The sequence below is a fragment of the Leptothoe kymatousa TAU-MAC 1615 genome, from assembly GCF_018739865.1.
GTDB classification, from domain to species: domain Bacteria; phylum Cyanobacteriota; class Cyanobacteriia; order Phormidesmidales; family Phormidesmidaceae; genus Leptothoe; species Leptothoe kymatousa.
Genome location: NZ_JADOER010000005.1, coordinates 84,719 through 106,362, shown reverse-complemented (window position 1 = coordinate 106,362; position 21,644 = coordinate 84,719). Strand labels below are relative to the sequence as shown.

General features: G+C 49.8%; 19 protein-coding genes. 11 read left to right on the top strand and 8 right to left on the bottom strand.

Features of this window, described 5'->3' with window-relative positions; all coding sequences use genetic code 11:
* Positions 1-63: 63 nt before the first annotated feature.
* Positions 64-1,167 carry a TRAP transporter substrate-binding protein gene (locus IXB28_RS07890; RefSeq protein WP_215618026.1) on the bottom strand — a complete coding sequence of 368 codons (1,104 nt, stop codon included), beginning with the start codon at positions 1,165-1,167 and terminating at the stop codon, positions 64-66.
* A 288-nt stretch (positions 1,168-1,455) separates the two neighbouring features.
* On the opposite strand from IXB28_RS07890, the gene IXB28_RS07885 reads away from it, so the two are divergent.
* Positions 1,456-2,949 (top strand): CPBP family intramembrane glutamic endopeptidase, encoded by a 1,494-nt coding sequence (locus IXB28_RS07885; RefSeq protein WP_215618025.1) that lies wholly within the window; start codon positions 1,456-1,458, stop codon positions 2,947-2,949.
* Between the two features lie 508 nt (positions 2,950-3,457).
* On the top strand, positions 3,458-6,541 hold the full coding sequence (locus IXB28_RS07880) for an EAL domain-containing protein (RefSeq protein ID WP_215618024.1): 3,084 nt from the start codon (positions 3,458-3,460) through the stop codon (positions 6,539-6,541).
* 11 nt (positions 6,542-6,552) lie between these two features.
* On the opposite strand, the gene fghA is transcribed toward IXB28_RS07880, so the two are convergent.
* On the bottom strand, positions 6,553-7,416 hold the full coding sequence (gene fghA / locus IXB28_RS07875; protein WP_215618023.1) for an S-formylglutathione hydrolase: 864 nt from the start codon (positions 7,414-7,416) through the stop codon (positions 6,553-6,555).
* 468 nt (positions 7,417-7,884) lie between these two features.
* On the opposite strand from fghA, the gene IXB28_RS07870 reads away from it, so the two are divergent.
* From IXB28_RS07870 to IXB28_RS07855, 4 genes are all read left to right on the top strand, one after another.
* Complete coding sequence (locus IXB28_RS07870; protein WP_215618022.1) at positions 7,885-8,748, top strand: spondin domain-containing protein; 864 nt, start codon at positions 7,885-7,887, stop codon at positions 8,746-8,748.
* Between the two features lie 253 nt (positions 8,749-9,001).
* The gene (locus IXB28_RS07865; RefSeq protein ID WP_326520979.1) at positions 9,002-9,592 is read left to right on the top strand and encodes a sigma-70 family RNA polymerase sigma factor; all 591 of its coding nucleotides are present in this window, start codon (positions 9,002-9,004) and stop codon (positions 9,590-9,592) included.
* Positions 9,589-10,431 (top strand): anti-sigma factor, encoded by an 843-nt coding sequence (locus tag IXB28_RS07860; protein WP_215618021.1) that lies wholly within the window; start codon positions 9,589-9,591, stop codon positions 10,429-10,431. The genes IXB28_RS07865 and IXB28_RS07860 overlap by 4 nt, the downstream gene beginning before the upstream one ends.
* Before the next feature lie 105 nt (positions 10,432-10,536).
* Positions 10,537-11,406 carry a vitamin K epoxide reductase family protein gene (locus tag IXB28_RS07855; RefSeq protein ID WP_215618020.1) on the top strand — a complete coding sequence of 290 codons (870 nt, stop codon included), beginning with the start codon at positions 10,537-10,539 and terminating at the stop codon, positions 11,404-11,406.
* Positions 11,407-11,535: 129 nt separating this feature from the next.
* Here the strand turns inward: IXB28_RS07855 and IXB28_RS07850 are convergent, their stop codons facing one another.
* Positions 11,536-12,576 carry a threonine aldolase family protein gene (locus IXB28_RS07850; protein ID WP_215618107.1) on the bottom strand — a complete coding sequence of 347 codons (1,041 nt, stop codon included), beginning with the start codon at positions 12,574-12,576 and terminating at the stop codon, positions 11,536-11,538.
* 28 nt (positions 12,577-12,604) lie between these two features.
* Between IXB28_RS07850 and IXB28_RS16765 the strand changes: the two genes are divergently transcribed.
* Positions 12,605-12,730 carry a hypothetical protein gene (locus IXB28_RS16765; RefSeq protein WP_274609679.1) on the top strand — a complete coding sequence of 42 codons (126 nt, stop codon included), beginning with the start codon at positions 12,605-12,607 and terminating at the stop codon, positions 12,728-12,730.
* Positions 12,731-13,191: 461 nt separating this feature from the next.
* Positions 13,192-13,857 (top strand): YdcF family protein, encoded by a 666-nt coding sequence (locus IXB28_RS07845; protein ID WP_326520978.1) that lies wholly within the window; start codon positions 13,192-13,194, stop codon positions 13,855-13,857.
* 12 nt (positions 13,858-13,869) lie between these two features.
* On the opposite strand, the gene IXB28_RS07840 is transcribed toward IXB28_RS07845, so the two are convergent.
* Positions 13,870-14,436 (bottom strand): Uma2 family endonuclease, encoded by a 567-nt coding sequence (locus tag IXB28_RS07840; protein WP_215618018.1) that lies wholly within the window; start codon positions 14,434-14,436, stop codon positions 13,870-13,872.
* A 68-nt stretch (positions 14,437-14,504) separates the two neighbouring features.
* On the bottom strand, positions 14,505-14,732 hold the full coding sequence (locus IXB28_RS07835; protein WP_215618017.1) for a helix-turn-helix domain-containing protein: 228 nt from the start codon (positions 14,730-14,732) through the stop codon (positions 14,505-14,507).
* A 170-nt stretch (positions 14,733-14,902) separates the two neighbouring features.
* Between IXB28_RS07835 and IXB28_RS07830 the strand changes: the two genes are divergently transcribed.
* Positions 14,903-15,175, top strand: a complete 273-nt coding sequence (locus IXB28_RS07830) for a hypothetical protein (RefSeq protein WP_215618016.1) — start codon at positions 14,903-14,905, stop codon at positions 15,173-15,175.
* 16 nt (positions 15,176-15,191) lie between these two features.
* Here the strand turns inward: IXB28_RS07830 and IXB28_RS07825 are convergent, their stop codons facing one another.
* From IXB28_RS07825 to pntA, 3 genes are all read right to left on the bottom strand, one after another.
* Positions 15,192-16,577, bottom strand: coding sequence for an HNH endonuclease (locus IXB28_RS07825; RefSeq protein ID WP_215618015.1), 1,386 nt, complete (start codon positions 16,575-16,577; stop codon positions 15,192-15,194).
* A gap of 106 nt (positions 16,578-16,683) precedes the next feature.
* The gene (gene pntB, locus IXB28_RS07820; RefSeq protein WP_215618014.1) at positions 16,684-18,111 is read right to left on the bottom strand and encodes a Re/Si-specific NAD(P)(+) transhydrogenase subunit beta; all 1,428 of its coding nucleotides are present in this window, start codon (positions 18,109-18,111) and stop codon (positions 16,684-16,686) included.
* Positions 18,112-18,309: 198 nt separating this feature from the next.
* Positions 18,310-19,923, bottom strand: a complete 1,614-nt coding sequence (gene pntA, locus IXB28_RS07815; protein WP_215618013.1) for a Re/Si-specific NAD(P)(+) transhydrogenase subunit alpha — start codon at positions 19,921-19,923, stop codon at positions 18,310-18,312.
* Positions 19,924-20,761: 838 nt separating this feature from the next.
* On the opposite strand from pntA, the gene IXB28_RS07810 reads away from it, so the two are divergent.
* Positions 20,762-21,373, top strand: coding sequence for a DUF2808 domain-containing protein (locus IXB28_RS07810; RefSeq protein WP_215618012.1), 612 nt, complete (start codon positions 20,762-20,764; stop codon positions 21,371-21,373).
* 120 nt (positions 21,374-21,493) lie between these two features.
* Entirely contained in the window at positions 21,494-21,631 is a 138-nt protein-coding gene (gene rpmH, locus IXB28_RS07805) for a 50S ribosomal protein L34 (protein ID WP_215618011.1), read from the top strand.
* Positions 21,632-21,644 lie beyond the last annotated feature (13 nt).

Sequence of the window (21,644 nt, the reverse complement as noted above, 5' to 3'; positions counted from 1 at the left end):
ACATTATGCCCACGCCCCAAGATATCTGATAGTAATGGATGCTTGAATGACAGTTTACTAGGCTTATTTATTGGCAAAGCCAGCAAAACCAAGCTCATTCAATCGGTTCCAACCATAAACGGAGTCACGGAAGGATTTCCACTGGTCGTAGATTTCCTTAAAGTCCGCATCCTGGGCTGCATTTTCGTCATAGATTTCGAAGGCGGCCTTTTCTGCCGCTGCTAAAATCTCATCACTAAAGGACTTGAGGGTTACACCAGCACCCAGCAGACTCTGGAGGGCCGCACCGTTCACGGCATCATATTTGGCCAGGGTGCTGGTATTCGATTCTACGCAGGCAGTTTTGAGCACTTCCTGGTAAACCACGGGCAGTTGGGTCCACGCATCCATGTTGATCATCATGTCAAAGGTGGGACCGGGCTCCCACCAGCCGGGGTAGTAATAAAACTTGGCCGCTTTTTGCAAGCCTAATTTTTCATCGTCATAGGGGCCAACCCATTCAGCCGCGTCAATGGCTCCCCGTTCTAGGGCCAAGAAAATTTCACTGCCAGGTAGGTTTTGCACGTTCACCCCTAACTTGTCCATCACCTTGCCACCGAGGCCGGGGATGCGCATTTTTAAGCCTTGCAGGTCGCCAGCGGTGTTGATTTCTTTATTAAACCAGCCCCCCATTTGCACCCCGGTGTTGCCCGCCGGGAAATTGATGGCATTAAATTTGGCGTACAGCTTTTGCATGGCTTGTAAACCGCCACCGTGGTAGAGCCATGCATTTTGCTGCTGGGCATTGAGACCGAAGGGGACGGTGGTGCCGAAGGCCAGGGCGGGGCTTTTGCCCACATAGTAATAGGCGGCACTGTGGCCACATTCGACGGTACCATCTTGTACGGCGTCTAAGACCTGTAAGCCCGGTACGATTTCGCCACCGGCGTAGGGTTCAATGGTGAATTTGCCATCGGTCATGGCGGCAATGCGATCGCAGACAATCTCAGCCGCACCGTAGAGAGTGTCCAATGATTTGGGCCAGCTGGTGGCCATTTTCCAGCGTACCGTGGGCAGGGCCTCACCATCACCCGCCGCCGTGGGGCTAGTAGATTGGGCACAGGCAGTCAGTGCCGCAGTCCCGGCGGCTCCCGTTAAACCATAACCAATTAACTGTCTACGTTTCATAGCGGATTAAAACCCTACAAGTGTTAAAAAAACTGCAGCTTAGCAAGCGCTGCAGCTAAAGCATGTTGTTACTGTGAGTTAGTGGCCGAAATCGTTGGTAAAACAGGATTTACTCCTGCATATGACCAATAACTTTCGGCCACTACCGCAGCAACCCATAAAAAGTCATTAAATCACTCTGTTTAACGAATTAAGTGTCCTGGCAACAGTCGTTAATAAAGTCCTGGGCCTAGCGCTACCCTCTTCCCATGCCCGTGCGATAATGCCTAAATTGTCTGTGGTTGTCCCATGTCGCTAAAGCGGGTTGTTTTATCACTGTTGACGGGCCTTGTCGCGCTGGTCGTCGTTTCCTCCCTATACGAAAGTTTTTCGCAGCCCCAGGTGACGGGACAGCTCCAGCTATATCAAAGCAATTTATTGCTGCAGGCCTCTGAGTGGGACGACCTACAATCTCCTGAATTGAAGCAGCTGGGGTCCGCATTGCTGGGGGCAAATCCGTTAGACTCTGTCGCTAAGCAATATGAATCGGTGCGTAAGGAAGCGGTCGATGGTGTTAAGCGATCGCAGGGCCAATTAACAACCCAAGCAGATCCTGAAACCAATCCAAAGGTAACCCAGCTGCAAACGGCAATTACCCAACAGCAAACGCTGATCGACGATATTGACCTGAAGCTGGGCATCCTGGCGACGCAGCAAAAAGATATCAGCCAGGCTCAAAAACGTTGGCAGCCCTTGATCAAAGAAGATAGCCCCACTGCAGACTTAGCCAATATTTTAGTAGGGCTATGGGCGACTCCACCGACGATCACCCCCACCGCTGAAACAACGATTACTACCCAATTAGATGGTTGGTTTCAGTATCGTGTTTTAGAACAGCTTTATACCCTAGACGATCGGTCGATTGATTTAACCAAACTCAACGATCAGGAACAAAATTCAGCTGAATCAAAATTACTCAAGTTAGCTGCCGTCGGTGCAATGCCCGTACTGGGCTGTATTACGGGGGTGGGGCTACTGATTTTTCTCGGTGTTCAGTGGTTTCTGCGGCGGGACGAGGCGCTTGTGGGCCAAGCGGCCGCAGCCTGGGAGGTGCCCTGGGATGCTGAAATTGTGTGGCAGGTTCTGATCGTCGGTTTTTTCTTTGTGGGGCAGTTGCTCCTACCCTTGCTGCTGCAGCTATCGGGGCTGAATTTTTCCTCTAGCAGCAGTCGGGGCCGTGCCCTCTATTCCATGGTCTTTTACCTGCTGATGTCCGCCAGTGGTATTACCGTCTTGATCGGCTCAATTTGGACCTATCGGCCCCTACCCAAAGACTGGTTCCAGTTCAAGATTTTGGACCGTTGGCCCCTATGGGGGGTGGGGGGCTATCTGGTGGCCTTACCGTTGATGATTGCGGTTTCCGCGCTCAATCAGCAAATCTGGCATGGTCAAGGGGGAAATAACCCTTTACTACAAGCGGTGTTGCAGGAAAGTGATGCGATTGCGTTACTGATGTTTTTCCTGACGGCTGCTGTCGCTGCTCCTGTGTTTGAAGAGATTCTATTTCGAGGGTTTTTACTCCCGTCCTTAACTCGCTATATGCCCGTTTGGGGGGCAATTGTGCTCAGCAGTTTTATTTTTGCTGCGGCCCATTTGAGCCTGTCTGAAGTCATCCCACTCACCTTGTTGGGGGCGATTTTGGCTTGGGTATATACCCGCTCGCGGAATTTGCTGTCACCCATGTTGATCCATAGCTTATGGAACAGTGCAACACTCATAGGCCTATTTCTATTAGGGAGCTAGGCCATGCGCTGACTGGCTGACCAAAGTTCCCTGTGTAGGTTGGATAAAACGAAACCCCACAACAGAAACGGTTGCGTTGGGTTTCGCTAGCACTAACCAACCTATACCGGGTAAATCTTATCTATCAGAAGTCTGTTTTGAATCATATCCAGATGATTTAAGACAGGCATATACTTTTCGGTGAATCCGTTCACGGTCGGTTGTCGTATCTTTGAAGGGATGACATGTCCGGATTTCTTTTGGGACATATTGAAAAAATATAAGCTAGATGAGTCTGTGTGTAATGCAGTTTTTATGTCTTACATGACCTACAGGATTTAAGCGCTTTTGCGGTACCGCTGGTTTATGGGGAAGCCTAAAAATTATCTTCGTAGGATATAACGTTGTAAATGACTAACCACTGTGTGAGCCATCAGGTTTGACCCTTAAAAAGCATTGACTTGTAGGATAGCTGGATGTCAGATAACGCCTTGGGTAGTTTATTGGTGAGTTTGTGGAGATGTAACGGATGAAGTCGGTCTTCGATGATTGTCCGTTGTTAGTTGCTCCAGAGACGCCGCTCATCACTGTTCTGCTGTGGATGAACCAAGGACGCGCCAAGGCTGAGATATCGTCTTCCGAGGCTCTGTTAGACCCTGGAATCCTGTGTGCTAAGCAGAGTAGCTGCGCCATTATTACTGATAATAAAAAGCCCGTAGGTATTCTGACTGAGCGTGATGTCGTTCGATTGACCGCCCAGGGGGGGACCCTGGCCAATATCAGTGTGGCGGATGTGATGACGCGATCGCCAATTACTGTGACAGCGCATGATACAGAGGATGAATTACGTGTTTGGGCTATCTTTCGGCAGTATGGCGTACGTCATTTGCCAGTGGTTGATGACCATGGGGATATCTTGGGCGTCATCACCTATCAAAGCGTTCAGAATATGATGCATCCTGCGGCTCTATTGAGATTGCGTCAGGTGTCTGATGTGGTGTCATCCCAGGTAGCTGTGGCGGCACCGGATTCTACAATCCTAGAGCTGGCTCAGCTGATGTTGCGCTCTAGCGATGGCTGTGTGGTGATCGTCCATGGGAATGAAGACGCATCCCCTAACAAGACGCCGGTTGGAATTGTGACCGAACGGGATATGGTGCAGTTTCAAATCTGTGAACTGGATCTGAAAAATACGTTGGCTAGCACTGTTATGAGTGCTCCGTTAAGCTGTGTTCAAGCGGGTATGTCCCTGTTGGATGTGACTCGGCTGATGCAAAAAATGCGGGTGCGTCGGTTAGTTGTGACTGATGAACGGCACCATCTGGTTGGTCTGGTTACCCAGGCTAGTTGTTTGCAAATGTTAAATCCCTTAGAGTCTTCTTATTGTGCTGATGTATTACAAGCACAGATAAAGAATTTGCAAGATGAGCGTGTAGAGTTGTTGGAACAGTTCAATCAAACGCTCGCATCCCAGGTCAACGATCGGGAAAAGCAGTTTCGGTTGATTGTTGAGCAAGCTGCCGCAGGCATTGCAACAATTGATTTTCAAGGAAATTTTCTCCAGGCAAATGAGCGCTGGTGTGAAATTTTGGGCTATTCGCAGCTAGAGATGCTGACGAAGAATGCTTTAGAAATTACCCATCCCGATTTTCATCGGGATACCTTGGCAGGGATTACTCAGTTAATCGAAGGAACGCGCGAGTCTTTTACCTACGATAAACGTTGTGTTCGTTTTGATGCCAGTACCGTGTGGCTACATGTAACAATTTCGCGGGTGACTACTTCCGAGAGCGGTTGCTTGGTGGTTGTGGCAGAAGATATTAGTGAGCGTAAACGGCTAGAACTGGAATTAAAAAAACACCGCCATCACCTAGAGGAATTAGTGGCCGAACGGACGGCTGAGCTCCGTCGCGAAATTGATTATCGTCAGGCGGCGGAGCAGGCTCTGTTTCAAGAAAAAGAGTTGGCCCAGGTCACATTAAAGTCTATTGCGGATGCTGTGTTGACAACGGACGCTGTGGGCCGGGTGACGTACCTGAATCCGGTGGCGGAGACATTGACGGGGTGGTCTAATCAGGAGGCGATGGACCGGCCTTTGGGGGATATTTTAGTGATTTTGAATGAGACCACACGCAACGCCGTAGAAAGTCCGGTGGAGCGAGTGTTGCGTGATGGTTACATGACCGAAGTGGTTGATCATTGCTTGTTGGTGTCCCGCGATGGTGCTGAGTATGGCATTGATGAATCAGCGGCGCCGATTTGCGATCGCAATGGCCATACCTTAGGTGTAGTCATGGTGTTTCGCGATGTCACCCAGGAGCGCAAAACATCACAGCAGCTCTCTTGGCAGGCCAACCACGACAGCCTCACCGGGTTGGTGAATCGCTGGCGGTTTGAAGAGATTTTGTCGTCTACCCTGGCGGATAGGCGCGGCCATATTCATGTGCTGTGCTATCTAGATCTCGACCGGTTTAAGGTGGTGAATGATACCTGTGGCCATACCGCTGGGGATGAGCTTTTACAGCAGGTGGCAGGGTTGATCAAAAAACAAATCCGTCAAATCGATACCCTGGCCCGCCTCGGTGGGGACGAATTTGGTCTGATTCTCTATAGCTGTACCCTGAAAGATGCTGTTGCGATCGCAGAAAATATTCGCAGCGCCATTCAAAATTTTCAATTTACTTGGGAAGACACCACCTTTCACATTGGCATTAGCATCGGTCTCGTCGTCCTCGATATCGAGATTCCCAATGTTGTGATGGCCATGAATGCGTCCGATGCCGCCTGCTACCAGGCAAAAGACAAAGGCCGGAATCGGGTGCATATTTACCAGGCCAATGACGTCAATATTTTGCAACAGCGGGGGCAGCAGCAGTGGAGTTTGCGCATTAAAGATGCATTGGCGCGCGATCGCTTTTGCCTATATGTGCAAACGGTGGCCTCCACCCAATCAAATGCTGACGTTCATCACTGTGAGCTGTTGTTGCGCATGATCGGAGAGGATGGCGAACTGATTTGCCCGCACCAATTTATTCCCGCTGCCGAACGTTATGACCTGATTGTGGCCATTGATTCCTGGGTGGTCACCCACGTGTTAGACCATCTGGCGCAATCCGACTTCGCTAACGACAACACGGTTTACATGATTAACCTATCGGGGGCCAGCCTGGGTGATGAGACATTTCTCAACTTGTTCATTGATACATTAACCGCCAGTGCCCTATCCCCCAACTCAATTTGTATCGAAATTACTGAAACAGCAGCTGTTAGAAATCTAACTCAAGTGGCTGAGTTTATGAAACAGCTACAAAAACTAGGCATCTCCTTCGCCCTCGATGACTTTGGCTCGGGCATGTCTTCCTTTGCCTATCTAAAATCACTGCCTATTGACTACGTCAAAATTGACGGCAAGTTTATTACCGATATGGCCTTAGACGATACGGCCATGGCTATTGTTGAATCGATTCATAAGGTGGCGCAGGTCATGGGGTTAAAAACAGTGGCAGAATGTGTCGAAACCCCCGAACTGATGACCTTAGTGCAACAAATTGGCATCGACTTTATGCAGGGCTATCACATTGCGGAGCCGGTCCCGTTATTGCCCCATGCATAGTGCAGCAATGGCTACCCACAGAGGACCTGGCCATGATGTTTAATGTGGTCTTCCATAAACGTGGCAATGAAGTAGTAACCATGGTCATAGCCCGCTTGCATTCTCAGGGTCAATGGTTGCCCCGCCGCTTCACAGGCCGCTTGAAATGCCTCCGGCTTTAGCTGCTGTTGCTCTAAAAATGAGTCGTCTAACCCTTGATCAATCAGAATGTGTCGATCGGTTGAGCCATAGTCAGCCACCAGTGCACTGGCATCATAGGCTGGCCATGCCGATGGGTCTGGGCCTACATATTTACCCAGTGCCTTTTGTCCCCAGCTACATTGCATCGGGTTAGCAATGGGGGCAAACGCTGAAATCGATTGGTATTTATCGGGATTGCGCAGGCCACAGACCAAAGCCCCATGGCCCCCCATGGAATGGCCAAAAATTCCCTGGCGTTGGGGGTTCACCTCAAAATTTTCGTGAATTAGGCTGGGTAGCTCTTCGGTGACATAGCTATACATCCGATAGTGGCTGGCCCAGGGGGCAGCCGTTGCATCCACATAGAAGCCTGCTCCACTGCCAAAGTCCCACCCTTCCTCGTCTGGGACGCCTTCACCCCGTGGACTCGTGTCGGGTGCAACCAGCATTAACCCATGGTCCGCGGCGTAGCGTTGGGCCCCGGCTTTGGTGATGAAATTTTGCTCAGTGCAGGTGAGCCCCGATAGAAAATAAAGGATGGGTACGGGGTGTAATTTGGCCTGTGGCGGGATATATACCGCAAATTTCATGGTGCACTGGCACTGTTGAGAAGCATGGCTGTAAATATTAACGGTGCCCCCAAAGCTGCCATGCTGGCTGAGCAATGTCAGGGTTGGGGTAGAAGTGTTCGCCATAGTCCGATTTTCTGCGATGAATATCGTGGATGTCTGTCAGATGAATTCTGAGAATTAGAATCCCAAACCCATAAAGTTGCCAAAACCTTACCACGACTTCTCCTAGAAGCCTGCTGGTCGACGTAAAAACCTACGAACATGTGGGGGCTGCTTAACGCTCCTCAGACGGTTCTCATCCAGTTTTTATTTCCGTTACAAAGTTCTCAGGTATTTCTCAAAGTTACCTCAGCGCATAATTACTCCTTTCATCAACAATTTTTATTCAGAGGGGACAACCTTTCCATAGGAGATATGACGTTTGTGCGTGGCTGTGCCCCGGTGTGATTTTCTGGTCAAATTTAGGCGATTAGGCAGTTTTCAGCTGGTGGTATCAAGCCAGCCATGGCGTGTTTTGGTCTATGGCCAAAACCTTGCATATCCCTGGAGACAGGTTTTTTGTATTTCTATTGAAGTGTTATCGCTCTAATTATGAATAAGTGTGCTGTTGGTTCTCGCCGCGTGGCTTTGGCTGCTGTGATGGCGTTGGGATCTGTGACGACCATGGCAACGGCGGCGTCTGCTGCTACGTTGCGGGTGACTATCGATAATCTGGCTCCCACAAATGGGAGTTTGCTGACCCCAGCCTGGGTCGGTTTTCATGATGGGTCCTTTGATTTGTATGACCTGGGTGAATCCTTAGATGGTTTTCCAGGGGTGGAAGCGCTGGTGGAAGATGGGAATAATGCGCCCCTGACAGATGCCTTTGCCGCCAGCAATCCTGGTGGTGTTCAGGCGACGTTGCTGAGCGATGGTCCACCACCGCTAGAAATTGGTGAGTCGACTAGTTTTCTATTGGATGTAGACGCTAGTAACCGTTACTTTAGTTATGCATCGATGGTTTTGCCCAGCAACGATGCCTTTATTGCCAACGGCAATCCTTTGGCCCACCAAATTTTTGACGATGCTGGTAACTTCCTCGGTGCCGACTTTGTGGTTCTAGGCTCTGAGGTAAATGATGGTGGTACGGAGGTGAATGACGAACTCGCGTCTAGCACTGCTTTTCTGGGGCAGTCAGCGCCGAATACGGGCACCGATGAAAATGGCGTAGTTACATTGCACCCTGGATTCATCCCCGGTGGCCGAATTTTGAGTACTACGGATTCCAGCGCGTTTAATGGTTTGCCGTTGAACTTTACGGGGGCTGATTTTACAGGGTCTGGCTATCAGGTGGCTCGGTTCCGCGTGGAACTGGTGGATGATGCCGCAGATGTGCCTGAACCGGGGGCTCTGGTGGGCTTACTGGCTGTGGGCGGTTTGGTTGCGGCTAATCGTAAGCGTAAACAGGCTGTTTAACGGGTGACCTTGGTGTTTGAGCCGTAATGATTTTGAAGGTATGTCGGGAGAGAATGTGAGTTCTCTCCTTTTTTGCATCCAATTTTTTTTCATAGCCGTATATCTGTAGCCCCTATTCATGGGGTTGTGACATGGGAGGGCATCGGTTCTCCCTTTTTTGTGCGTTGTCGGGCTGCAACATTATTTGGGCATTTATTATGCATCCGATTTTGTTTGGTGGACGTATCCCTAATGAAACCTGGCTAATGACGTTGTGACTCAGGTATTTGATAGAACAACTGTGATGGAGCATGAGGCCGATGGCGCGGTGGTGGCTCGACTGTGGGAGGGGGATGTGTCTGCCCTAGGCACCCTCTACGATCGCTATGGCAGTCTGGTCTATGCCATTGCCATGAAAGGGTTCCGACGGGTGAGCGAGGCGGAGGATCTGACTCAGGAAATCTTTCTGATTTTGATGCGCACGCGGTCTTATAACCCGAGTCGTGGTTCTTTGGCTAGCTATTTGACGACACTCACGCGTTCGCGGGTCATTGATCGACTGAGGGCCCAGTCTACCCAGTACAAATATTTGAAGCAATGGCATCAACGACAGTTGGGGGTTGATGAGACCACACCCATGAAACATATTACGCAGCAAGAACATCGGGCCCTGGTGCGGCAGGCGCTGACGACGCTAAAGGCGCAGCAGCGGGAAGTGTTGGAGCTGAGTTACTACGAGGGCCATTCCCAGCGGGATATTGCGGAACGGTTAGGGGTGCCGTTGGGCACGGTGAAAAGCTGGGCTCGCCGTGGGTTAGTGCAGTTACGTAAACAGTTGGAGGTATTACGGGAGGATTTATTATGACGGTACCCATGTCTCCTCAGGAAATTCAAGAATTGGCGGCGGGCTATGTATTGGGGGATCTGACGTCAACGGAAGCGGAATCGTTTACGGCGTTGTTAGCCCAGATGCCAGAGCTGCAAGCGGAGGTTGCCGCTTTGCAGGAGGCCTTGGCCATGATGCCCTATGGCTTGGAAGAGGAAGCCCCGGCGATGGGGCTGCGATCGCAAATTCTCTCGGCGGCCCAAGCAGAAATCTATCCACCCTTGCCCGCTACTGACCCTGTGCTCCAACAACGGCCTCGGCCTAAGTGGGTTCTAGGCGCCCTGGTGGTCGCTCTGGCCATGGGCCTAGTCACCTGGCGCAGCACTCAGGTGCGTTTTGCCCAAGCGCCCACATCGGAGCTGGCAACAGCCAACGGCATTAGCCAAACCTGGTCTGGTCTCAGTCAGCTCCTAAACGACCATAAGCGTTCCCTCTCCAATCCCGATGGACCGGTGGATTTTGTTGTGCAGCAGCCCACGGATATTCCCTCGTTGCTCAGCGGGTTTAACACGACCGTGGCGGCATTGCCCCTACTACCTGCCAAGCAGGGCATGTTGTTGGGCGGTAGCAATTGCCAGTTGGGCGAAACAGCGGGGCTACGGCTCACCTATCAGCTAGCAACTGACAAAACCGTGTCTGCCTATCAGCTGGTGGTGAAAGACGAAGAATTTCCTGAGTTTCAGGCGGCCCAGCTGACGCTGCAACAGCCGGACGGCACCGGCATTGTGCTCTGGCGCGATGACAATTATCTCTATGCCCTGGTGGCGGAGATGCCCACGGCGGAACTGCAAAGTTTGGCCTATGCCATTGGCACATAGCCATTGGCCTATGCAAGTGGCACATAGCCATTGGCCTATGCCATTGGCACATAGCCATTGGCACATAAGTTTTTAATCTAGTTCATTCACAAATCCTAACTACCAATGCCACGTAAACGTAAACAACCCACGACTTGGCTTCATCGCAATGCTCGCTACATTATCACCGGCATTTCTGCTGCTGGTTTGTTGTTGGCCATTGGCTGCATGGCCAAGGGCAACAGTGCCCTAGCGGCTAGTGCCTATGTAAAACTAGGGGGGCTTTCGTTGCCGTTGTTGGGTGCGATCGCATATTTTCTCATGGGTAGCTTAGCCATTGGCCCAGTGGTCACCAAAAACAAAAATCTCGAAGGACCGACCTGGCTGGGGCTGTTCATCGGTAGTACCGCCATGACCATCTTTAGCGGCTATCTACTATATGTCATGTTCGGCGTATTACAAGAACCCTGCGTTCCCTGCCTGCTCTCCGCAGGGCTGGCCCTCGGCCTATGGATCATGACTCTGTTGGGCAACCAATGGGAGAGTTTGGGCCAACTGCTATTACCCGGCATCGGTGTTGCCTTGGCCGCCATTATCGCCACCTCAGGTCTATATGCCTACGCTCAAAACCCTGACACATTTACCGCCGGCAATCCTCCCCCCGTGGTGGAAACAGAGTCCGGCACTGCCGAAATTTCCCTAGCTAAACACCTCACTGCCATCGGTGCCAAAAAATACGGTGCCTGGTGGTGTCCCCATTGCCATGCCCAACAAACTCTCTTTGGTAAGCAAGCCTTCCAGTATCTGACTTACGTAGAATGCGATGAAGAAGGCATAGATCCAAACCCCAATGCTTGTCGCACAGCCGGTGTGCAAAGCTATCCCACCTGGGAAATTAACGGACAAACCTTCGCTGGTGTCCAGTCCCTCCAGTCCCTGGCAGCCGCATCAGGCTACACCGGCCCGCAAGACTTTGCAAATCAATCAGGCCATTAACAGGGGCTGATTGTACGGCGAGAAACGTCCAAATTCCTCGCTAGCTGAGCGCAGTCGTTCGCGAAGCGTCTCCTCTGGAGTTAGCTAAAACCTAGCCAGCATTCCTTTCGACTCCGCTCAAGGGGCACTTCATCTTTCCAGACCCACCAGAGCCTTTTTCACATCCGCAATAAACTCATCCATCCGTTCATAGGTGGTATTCCACGAACACATCAAACGAGCGCCACCCACACCAATAAACGTATAAAAGTGCCACCCTTGCTTGTGCAATGCCTCAATCAGCAGGGGCGGCATTTCTGCAAAGACAGCATTGGCCTGTCTCGGAAACATAATGTTGATTTCAGGGAGCTGGGCTAACTGTGTTTCTAAATACGCGGCACAGTCATTCGCATGTTTTGCATTTTTTAGCCATATCCCCGTTTCCAATAGGCCCAAAAACTGGGCCGACAGATAGCGCATCTTAGAGGCCACCTGCCCCGCTTGTTTGCAATGGTAGTCAAAGTCTGCGGCCAGACCCTTATCAAAAAATAAAATCGCTTCCCCCAGGGCCATACCGATTTTAGTCCCACCAAAGCACAGCACATCGATGCCCGCGTGCCAGGTAATTTCCGCCGGGGAAACATCCATGGCAGCGACGGCATTAGAAAAACGCGCCCCGTCCATATGCAGCTTTAGCTGGTAGCGATCGGCAACGGTGCGAATTCGCCTCAGTTCTTCCGGGGAATACAGCGTACCCAACTCAGTGGATTGTGTGAGGCTAATGGCTTTAGGCTTAGGGTAGTGTAAATCGCTACGCTTAGTGACAATTTCGATAATCGATTCAGGCGTTAGCTTGCCATTAGCCCCTTTGCCCAGCAGTAGCTTAGAACCATGGGTAAACAGTTCGGGGGCTCCACATTCGTCGGTTTCTACATGGGCAACTTCGTGGCAGACAATGCTGTGATACGAGCGACAAAGGGTGCCCAAGGCTAGTGAATTCGCTGCCGTACCATTAAAGACAAAAAATACCTCACAGTCGATTTCAAAAATATCTCGAAAACTATCAGTCGCGCGCTGGGTCCACTCATCTTCCCCATAGGCACGGGCATAGCCACTATTAGCCTGATCGAGATATGCCATTACTTCAGGGCAGATACCTGAATAATTATCACTAGCGAACTGCTCAAGCATAGTCATGGGAGCAAAAAGGATCAGCCCCATGGTAGCGGGCGTTAATTTGCTTGTGGTGAAGGGCAACTCAATCCAATCGGGGACGTTTTCCCAAAGATTGAATTCACCCATGGCGGCCTTAGCCGGTTATTCCCTCCATGGTGCCGCCCCATGACGTGTCCCGCATCCGCTGTGCTGGCGTCAGTTGCGACTTACTTTAAACAGAAAAAAAATAGACCCCTGCTTTGTGTGTAACTTGTAAGCGTTGGTGCCAGAGTGCAATCCAAATCTGAAAAGCAGGCACTCTAATTTTGCATCGACTGACTACAGACTATGCTTTTTGGCACCGTTTATCCTCAGGATGCTGTTGATTCAAACAATCAACCTGATCAGCTAGCTTGGCAGAGCTTTTTGGCTCAATCACAACGGCGTCTTCCCCTGACTGATTTAGTGTCCATACGTATTCATTAAAAGAACCTCACACCTCAGGATGTGAGTCTTTTTCAATTATTTTTTATTAAAAATCCTATGCATTGCCCTAAGTGCCCCCATGGCTTAGTTAAAAAGTGTGCGGTTAAATCTAAACTTTTTTCGCCCCATCAATGTCAACAGTGTCAACGTATTTTTTATCCCTCGGTGCGTCGGACGATTAAGTCACTCATCCTGCTCCTATGTGTTGCGGGGCTATCCCCTTTTTGGGTGAACTGGGGCCTGCGCCTGCTTGTCGCTCGTCCAGATCATGGCGAAGCGGTAGATGCCATTGTTGTTGTTGGTCGTGGGGCTGGCTATAACGAACGGCGTGCCAAAGCTGCAGTAGAACTATGGGAGCAGGGGCGGGCGCCTCATATTTTTATGAGCGGTGCGAATGATGCTCCGGTTCTGGTGGATTTAGCGACGGAAATGGGCGTCCCAGCCGACCAGGTAAGCGGTGAAGCCTGCGCGGCCACGACTTGGGAAAATGCGTTTTATACCAAACGTTATATGCCTGTGGAAAAATCCGCCATCTATAAGCCAAAAGTTTTGTTGGTCACAGATGGCCTCCATGTGGGGCGTACTACGTTGCTCTATCGTAATTTAGGGTTTGAAGTCGTTAGCCATCCGGTAGGCCTAACTTTTCCCCAGTGGCGCATGCAACTAAAGCGCGAATTTTTGGCAATTATGTATTACATTGCCACCAGGCAAATTTTTCCACCCCAGGCCGATAAATATGAACGGGCCAACAATGCGGCGGATAAGAGAATTGTGGAGTGGAAATGCCTCGATATGGAAGAGGCGTTTATTCCCCACCTTACCCAAAAGTAACTGAGCTGTTAGTTACCCTGCCAGGACCTGAGCGGCAGTTAAATTTATGTCGCTCAATAGCGTCGATTTTAGTGGTTGCTCTCCACGAAATATGGTGCCTTCGTATAGGCCATCGGTCCAAACTAAAATGGTTACTTGCTTATCGCTGGGGTCTATAATCCAATATTCACTTATGCCTCGTGCGGCGTATTCAGAGCGTTTGTGGCGATAGTCGCGATTTGCTTGGCCGGGGCTTACGACTTCGATCACGAGCTGGGGTGGGGGCATGTCGTAGGTGATAATAGAGCGGTTCGCTCCTTCGAGGGCGAGGGCCGCATCCTCTGACAGAATGGCTAAGTCGGGCAGTCGGACGGTGGCCAGGGTGCCGCTGACTGCAATTTCTAGGCCGATTCTGAGGCAATAATGGGGCGTGCCTTGCTTTAGGAAATAGGCTAGCAGAAACATGGCGATGCGCTGATTGAGGTCGCTTTCAGCGGGCATTTCGATTAACTCTCCGTTAACCAGTTCGTAGCGTTTTTCTGTGGGGGCCTCGTAGGCGAGGTAATCGGCTAGGGTGAGTCGTTGCTGGGCAACTGTCATAATTTGAGCCCTATGGTTCCTTATTGATTATTGTAATCAATGGCTTCCCTCGTCAGTCAATGCGATATCTAAAGCTCATTTAGCACATACTTTTCCACAAAGGTTTTGGCGGCTTCTTGGTCAAGCTTTTTGAGTACACGAATAATTTCAATGACTGTTTCACTGTTGGGATCCCGCACTTCATTGACCCAGCGATATACATTCGAACGACCAATGTTTAGCTCCTGAGCGAGCTGTGTTTGGCTGATGCCATAGTCGTCGAGGACTTCTTTAAGAACTTTGCCTGCTTTACCCATGGCTCGATTTTCTCAGAGGCTTAGGTAATCGTTTCAAAATGAGTCCTAATGGACTACGAATGTGCTATCCTCAAAAAGTCTGTAGCCTAAATGGTAGACGTTTGGGCTGGCGCTGTTGATGGGATGCGCTTGATTTTTGTTTGTGTTGTAGCCCTAAAGGACGACTGGTTATGCAATTTCAATGTTTTGTGGCCTCTGATAATCTCGCTACTACTCCAGAACCACTGCTTCAGCTATATTCGGTTACGAAGCCTGACCGGGAGCCTGTGAAAATTCTCATCATTGGTTCGCAGTCTGCTGTAAACACCGTTGTTTATCAGCTCCATCACCATCGCTTTGCTGAACCGTTTGAATGGACCAAATTTCTCTCGGTTGATCAATCTATTCAGATTCAGCCTGGTGAAGCTGTTAAGGCGTTAATCAAATATTTGCCCTCTTCTTAGGGAAAAAGAGCCTAGTTCACCACTTCTTTATTGATTTGAAGATGTGAGTGCGGTGGTATTCGAGGTAATCCTGATGCCTAACATCTATTTTTTGAAGCTGTAATTTCTTGTCAATTCCCAATGTTTGGGCATCTTCATCACTCAGAGAAGGAGAAATGATAATTTTCCCCGTATTATCAAAAGATATGTAGCCTTTATCAAAAGCTTTGTCGAGCGAGGGGACTAATAATAGGCCGTTAAACTTATCTAGTTTTTCCTTGTCGTTCGATTTAGACCAAGGTTTAATGTGTGATGCTATAAGTAACTTATGGGTGCTACATTTTGTGACTGCACAAGTTTCCCAGAACTCTAGTAAATTTTTTCTAAAGGATTCTTGTCCAATTCTGATTGTAGTGATGGCCTTTCTATACCTCTCTGGAAGATTTTTTAAACTGTTATAAGCCTCCACCTCATTAGGAGTAAGTTTTTGCGGGCTGTTATTAATAGGTTCTGGAGGATTTACACCTAATTCATTTTTCTCTTGATGTTGTTTCTCAGGGTTATTTTGCTTGAAGCTTTGTCTAAGTTTCTCGACTTCAATAGCTAATTTAGGCAGCAGACGCACTGCTTCAGTCCAGTCATTTTCAGCCTCTTTGAGGCGATGCATTTGTGCAAAAACTTTTCCCCGATTTAGATACAAAATATGTTTGTCTGTGGCAAGATTAATAGCTTGACCATATGCTTCAAGAGCAATATCGCATTCATCCAGTTCTCTAGCTGTCTCAGCTAGACCTCTCCAGGCCATCAAAGATCTTTCAGATACTTGAATAGCTTCAAAATATAACTGCTGCGCTTTATTAAAATCTTTTTCTCTGCGTGCCGTGGCAGCTTTTTTACATAGGCTATCAATCAACCTTGTTGCTAGTTTTTGAGGTGCGAGGTTTGCAGAGTAACTATCCCATTCTTTTTCAAGTTCTTCAGTGTAACTAGGATTAAAAGCTGTGCCGCTGCCATAGCGCCTAAATTCACACCCTGAAAAGGCAGGAAGTGATTGTAGATAGTCAATTTTAAGTGGTTGATCAAAGTCAATAATCGTATCAATCTCAAGGCAAATTTTAAATGAATCGCCATAAAAAGCTGTGAGATAGGCTGCACTTAACTTTGAATAGTTAGAGTCTTGAAGTTTGAGTTGTTCTTCTGGCAGCGCATCTATTACATAACCAGAAGCAAAATATCCACGAGGTCCGTTCCCGGTGCGTTGTAGAAAAAAACGATCGCCTACTTGAACTTTACGTACTTTGCCACAACTCCATGAACAGTAGTATAAAGAGCGGCCCTCATTCAATTCGGTTTGTACTTCTTTAATCCATTCTCTAACATCAGGCTCATCTCTTTCATTACACTGAAGAATAATAGTATTCATAGGGGGCTACTTGACTAGCAATTGCCGAGTGCATGAATTGCAAAACTCCTACTCCAGGTTTCCCTGGAATAGGAGCTAATCAGGATAATTTAAGCTCTAAAGTGCTTTAAGCAGCTGCTAGCTTAGGCTTCTCTGTTGCAGACTCCTGCAACCGACCCAAAATTGCGTTGGTATTTGCTTTCGCATCACCAAACAACATTTGAGTATTCTCCTTAAAGAACAATGGATTCGCCACACCAGCATAGCCAGCTGACATACCCCGTTTCATCACAATAACGTTGCGAGCATTCCACACTTCTAGCACCGGCATGCCAGCGATGGGGCTTTCAGGATCTTCCATCGCACTGGGGTTTACCGTATCGTTCGCGCCGATTACCAAAACAACATCAGTCTCAGGGAAATCCTCATTGATTTCATCCATCTCCAACACAATGTCATAGGGTACATTCGCTTCCGCCAACAACACATTCATGTGTCCAGGCAAACGACCGGCAACAGGGTGAATACCAAAGCGCACATTCACACCGCGCTTAGTCAATAGCTGAGTAATCTCAGATACCGCATGCTGGGCCTGGGCTACCGCCATGCCGTAACCAGGGGTGATAATTACACTCTGGGCATCGGCCAACAGTTCGATGGTGCCGTTCACATCGGTCTCACTTACAGTGCCTTCCACAGCTTTGCCGCTGCCGCCTTTGCCAGAACCCTGACCAAAGCCGCCGAGAATCACGCTAAAGAAAGAGCGGTTCATCGCCTTGCACATGATGAAGCTGAGGATGGCACCGCTGCTACCCACCAATGCACCGACAACAATCAGCAAGTCATTGGAAAGCATAAAGCCCGCTGCCGCTGCTGCCCAGCCAGAGTAGCTGTTGAGCATGGAGATCACTACGGGCATATCGGCACCACCAATGGCGGCAACCAGGTGAATGCCTAGCACAGAGGAAAGGGCCACCATGCCTAAAACATAGTTAAACCCTGTGGTGCCCTCTGCACCCATAAACAAAACACCCAGGATGACGGTGCCCACTAGGAGGCCAATATTCAACAGGTGCCGAGCAGGCAACATCAGGGGCTTGCTGCTAATAATTGCCCGTAGCTTACCAAAGGCCACCACAGAGCCGGTAAAGGTTAGAGCACCAATGAATATACCGATGTAAATTTCGAGCTTGTGGATGGTTTCCTCGGCTCCCACCAGAGTGGGGTCGGGGCCTAAATAGCTGGCTAAACCCACCAGCACAGCGGCTAGACCCACAAAGCTGTGGAGAATGGCAACTAGCTCAGGCATTTCAGTCATTTCCACCCGAGAAGCCACCAGGCCACCAATGGCCACAGCGGGCACAATGGCCAGCACCAAAAGACCGTAAGCACTCACCTGGGCACTAAATGCGGTGGCCACCAGGGCAATAACCATGCCCACAATGCCGTAGATATTGCCGCGCTTGGCACTCTCCTGGTTTGAGAGACCGCCCAAGCTGAGAATAAAGAGAACAATGGCAGCCAAATAGGCCACCGAAACAAGATTGTTAGACATGGGAGAGATTTTGTAGAGAACTGTCTAAACGATTGAAATCTGAAGTTCGTTTCTTCGAAGAGAAAGAGTAATTAGATTGTTTAGCGTCTTAGACTTTGCCCCCAAACCCCCAATTCTGGGGGCTTTGAGTTTAGTCTCCCCCAGAATTGGGGGACGGAAGGGGGCCTCGATATCTAATCGCTAGTGAGGATTACCCTCTTACTTCCGAAACATCTTCAGCATCCGCTGGGTCACTAGGAAACCACCGGCAATGTTGATGGTGCCGATAAAGATGGCAATGGCGCCCAATATTACGGTGGGGGACCAGGCTTGGCCTGAAATCTGTAGCATGCCGCCTAGGATGATGATGCCGCTAATGGCATTGGTCACACTCATCAAAGGCGTATGCAACGACGGAGACACATTCCAAATCACCTGCCAGCCCACAAAGCAGGCCAGGATAAACACGGTGAAGTGGGATAGGAAGGAGCTGGGCGCGCCAATGCCGATGCCGATCAGGGCTAGGGCGGCAAAGACAACGCCAATCCATTTCCAAGGTAGGGAGAATTTAGGCTCAGCTGTAGCCGCTTCAGCCGGTTCCTCGGTTTTGGCTTCAACTTTTGCAGGTGCAGGCTTTTCGGGCTTAGGGGCAGGCCAGGTCACTTGACCTTCATGACTGACTAAAGCCCCGCGCACCACTTCGTCATCGAAGTTGACGGTGTAACCTTCGGAACCACCCATGTCGTTTAGCAGGTGGTACAGGTTCATGCCATAGAGTTGGCTAGACTGTCCGGCCATGCGGCTAGCTAGGTCAGTGAGGCCGATAATGGTCACACCATGGTGGCGATAGACTTCCCCAGGGCGGCAGACTTCGCAGTTGCCCCCTTGGGCGGCGGCCATGTCCACCACTACCGAGCCGGGCTTCATCAACTCGACGGTGTCTTTGGTGACCAATAGGGGCGCTTTTTTACCAGGGATCAGTGCCGTGGTGATGATAATGTCCACGTCCTTGGCCTGCTCGGCAAATAGGGCCATTTCTGCCTCGATGAATTCTTTACTCATCGTTTTGGCATAGCCACCGGTGCCGGAGCCGTCTTCTTCAAATTCCAGCTCTAAGAACTGGGCACCCATGCTTTCTACTTGCTCTTTGACCACGGGGCGAGTGTCAAAGGCACGCACAATGGCACCCAAGCTTTTGGCTGCGCCAATGGCGGCTAACCCGGCCACACCCGCACCAATGACAAGGACTTTGGCGGGGGGCACCTTACCGGCAGCGGTAATTTGGCCCGTAAAGAAACGACCAAAGTTATTGGCGGCTTCAATCACAGCCCGGTAGCCAGCTACGTTGGCCATGGAGCTGAGGGCATCCATTTTTTGGGCCCGGCTGATTCTGGGCACTGAGTCCATGGCCAGGGCGGTGACTTGCTTATCCGCTAGCTGGGTGACCAGGTCAGTATTCTGGGCAGGCCATAGGAAGCTAATGAGGGTTTGACCATCATGGACCAGATCGGTTTCATGGCGGTTGAGTTCGTGGTGATGGGCGGGGGGCTCTACCTTGAGGACAATATCGGCCTGGTCCCAGAGTTCTACGGCATTGGCGATGACTTGGCAGCCTGCGTCGCGATAGGCCTGGTCTGAAAACTCGGCTTGCTCACCGGCACCGGTTTCTATGAGCACTTCGAACCCAAGGGACTGAAGTTTTTTGACGGTTTTGGGAGTAGCTGCCACCCGGCATTCTCCAGGGTTAATTTCTTTTGGAATGCCAATGCGTTTTGGCCTTGCTGGCTGCGACGCCCGTTGGTCAACAGCACCTTGATCAAGTGCGATGGTCATGGTGAATTTTTTGATTAACTAGCTGGACTAATGACTGTTGCAATCACCCACTATGGAATTGGGATCACACTTGATCTCAATCCAATAGGAATAACTTTAGATTTAGCGTTTTTTCTTAACTTAAAAGCAGGTGACTACATTACGGAAAAAAGGAGTTGTAATGCCGTTTTTTGATATGTACGCAAACTGTTTGCCAAGGCTATGGGACAGCATTGGTTTTATGGAGGGGAAGATACCGATGGAGTGTCTTCAAAAGGTTGCAGGAGAAGCTCTGCGGAGAGTTTGCGGCCAGGCTGCCTAAAGGAAACTTTAATGATTTATCTTTACGTTGGTTCGAGGCGGACCTAACTGCATAACCTTGATTTCATTGTGGCGATTTGGGTATGGAAAAGTGTAAATCTCTTTAGAAAGATTTATCTTTTTTTATGTGCGTTAATTTGTGTTGATTGTGTCACTCATTGCCTCTGGATTTTGCATGGCGAGGGACTGTTTAAGTTGGATGTCTTCTTTGGGGGTAGGGATGACGAAAAGACGGGGCTAATTGCCCATGAATAGCCGTTGGTGACAAAGAAATACACACAGTTTGGCTTTAGTTGCGTATGCTAATCTTAAGAAAAGTTTCTTTGCGTAAATGTACGGGCTAAGTAGTGTAATCAGACGCTTTTTGTTGCGTTGTATTGGTTAGGCTGGTTCGTCCATTTTTGCCAATGGGGTTCCTTCCTGCGGCATGCGTTCAGGCCAATTGTTGAAACCGTCCCTCATTGGGCGGAGGTGACGTTGTGGCCGTGGTAGTTCTATATGAGTTCTCGTTTACTAAGGTGAGTTTGAGGAGTTAGCAATGATGCTGAAGAACTTTATTCGATGGGGATTAGCGGGCTTGTTGCTTTCATCCGCCACCCTGGCTGGCATGAATACGCCGACAATGGCTCAGTTAAATAGCTATGAGCGGGATGGTTTGACCATTTTTGGTGGTGCGAATCCTGATTTTCGACTCAGCTATCAACTGCTGAATAATACTCCACGGAATAAGCGGGCCCGTTGGAACATGGAGGTGCCTGGGGAGCAGCTATCGACGGCGACGACTGCCCTGGTGGTGACGTTACCTGAATCGTTTACGCGCTATAGAGGTCGCATTGATCTTGATGAGATTACGGTGCGCTATGGGCGTATTGATGGCGAAGGTGAAGAAATCGTTGTGGATGAGGTGCGCTGGGACGATGTGGTCTTCAGCGGTGCGAATGATCTATCTGAGGACCTGGATAAGATTGAGATTTTCTTGGCTGAGGACATTCCTGCGGATAAGTCTATTACCATCAGCTTCAATAAGGTGAAGAATCCTAGCCGCTCTTTGATGTTGCGTACGAATCTGCAGGTATTTCCCCGGGGGCAAGAATTGCCTACCTATGTGGGTACATGGGAAATGCTAGTTGCCTATGACATTCGCGAATAGTTAGCGACAAATTTGAGCCGATAACCCTTTACCAATGGTGGCTTTAACGTGTTACTATCATAGACCGCGCTGATGGGCGCAAGTAGTAATTTTGTTAGAGCAGACCTAGGAGCAATCGCTATGACTAAGCGCACCCTCGGCGGTACATCTCGTAAACGCAAGCGCGTTTCCGGTTTTCGTGTTCGCATGCGCACCGCTAATGGCCGTCGTGTAATTCAAGCCCGCCGTAAGAAGGGGCGTGCTCGTCTGGCTGTCTAGAGCATTTTAGTGA

Excerpts from the sequence above, each read along its gene's own strand:
- IXB28_RS07890 (WP_215618026.1), bottom strand. The coding sequence starts at position 1,167 with ATGAAACGTAGACAGTTAATTGGTTATGGTTTAACGGGAGCCGCCGGG.
- IXB28_RS07885 (WP_215618025.1), top strand. The coding sequence starts at position 1,456 with ATGTCGCTAAAGCGGGTTGTTTTATCACTGTTGACGGGCCTTGTCGCG.
- IXB28_RS07880 (WP_215618024.1), top strand. The coding sequence starts at position 3,458 with ATGAAGTCGGTCTTCGATGATTGTCCGTTGTTAGTTGCTCCAGAGACG.
- fghA (WP_215618023.1), bottom strand. The coding sequence starts at position 7,416 with ATGGCGAACACTTCTACCCCAACCCTGACATTGCTCAGCCAGCATGGC.
- IXB28_RS07870 (WP_215618022.1), top strand. The coding sequence starts at position 7,885 with ATGAATAAGTGTGCTGTTGGTTCTCGCCGCGTGGCTTTGGCTGCTGTG.
- IXB28_RS07860 (WP_215618021.1), top strand. The coding sequence starts at position 9,589 with ATGACGGTACCCATGTCTCCTCAGGAAATTCAAGAATTGGCGGCGGGC.
- IXB28_RS07855 (WP_215618020.1), top strand. The coding sequence starts at position 10,537 with ATGCCACGTAAACGTAAACAACCCACGACTTGGCTTCATCGCAATGCT.
- IXB28_RS07850 (WP_215618107.1), bottom strand. The coding sequence starts at position 12,576 with ATGCTTGAGCAGTTCGCTAGTGATAATTATTCAGGTATCTGCCCTGAA.
- IXB28_RS16765 (WP_274609679.1), top strand. The coding sequence starts at position 12,605 with ATGGTAGCGGGCGTTAATTTGCTTGTGGTGAAGGGCAACTCAATCCAA.
- IXB28_RS07840 (WP_215618018.1), bottom strand. The coding sequence starts at position 14,436 with ATGACAGTTGCCCAGCAACGACTCACCCTAGCCGATTACCTCGCCTAC.
- IXB28_RS07835 (WP_215618017.1), bottom strand. The coding sequence starts at position 14,732 with ATGGGTAAAGCAGGCAAAGTTCTTAAAGAAGTCCTCGACGACTATGGC.
- IXB28_RS07830 (WP_215618016.1), top strand. The coding sequence starts at position 14,903 with ATGCAATTTCAATGTTTTGTGGCCTCTGATAATCTCGCTACTACTCCA.
- IXB28_RS07825 (WP_215618015.1), bottom strand. The coding sequence starts at position 16,577 with ATGAATACTATTATTCTTCAGTGTAATGAAAGAGATGAGCCTGATGTT.
- pntB (WP_215618014.1), bottom strand. The coding sequence starts at position 18,111 with ATGTCTAACAATCTTGTTTCGGTGGCCTATTTGGCTGCCATTGTTCTC.
- pntA (WP_215618013.1), bottom strand. The coding sequence starts at position 19,923 with ATGACCATCGCACTTGATCAAGGTGCTGTTGACCAACGGGCGTCGCAG.
- IXB28_RS07810 (WP_215618012.1), top strand. The coding sequence starts at position 20,762 with ATGATGCTGAAGAACTTTATTCGATGGGGATTAGCGGGCTTGTTGCTT.
- rpmH (WP_215618011.1), top strand. The coding sequence starts at position 21,494 with ATGACTAAGCGCACCCTCGGCGGTACATCTCGTAAACGCAAGCGCGTT.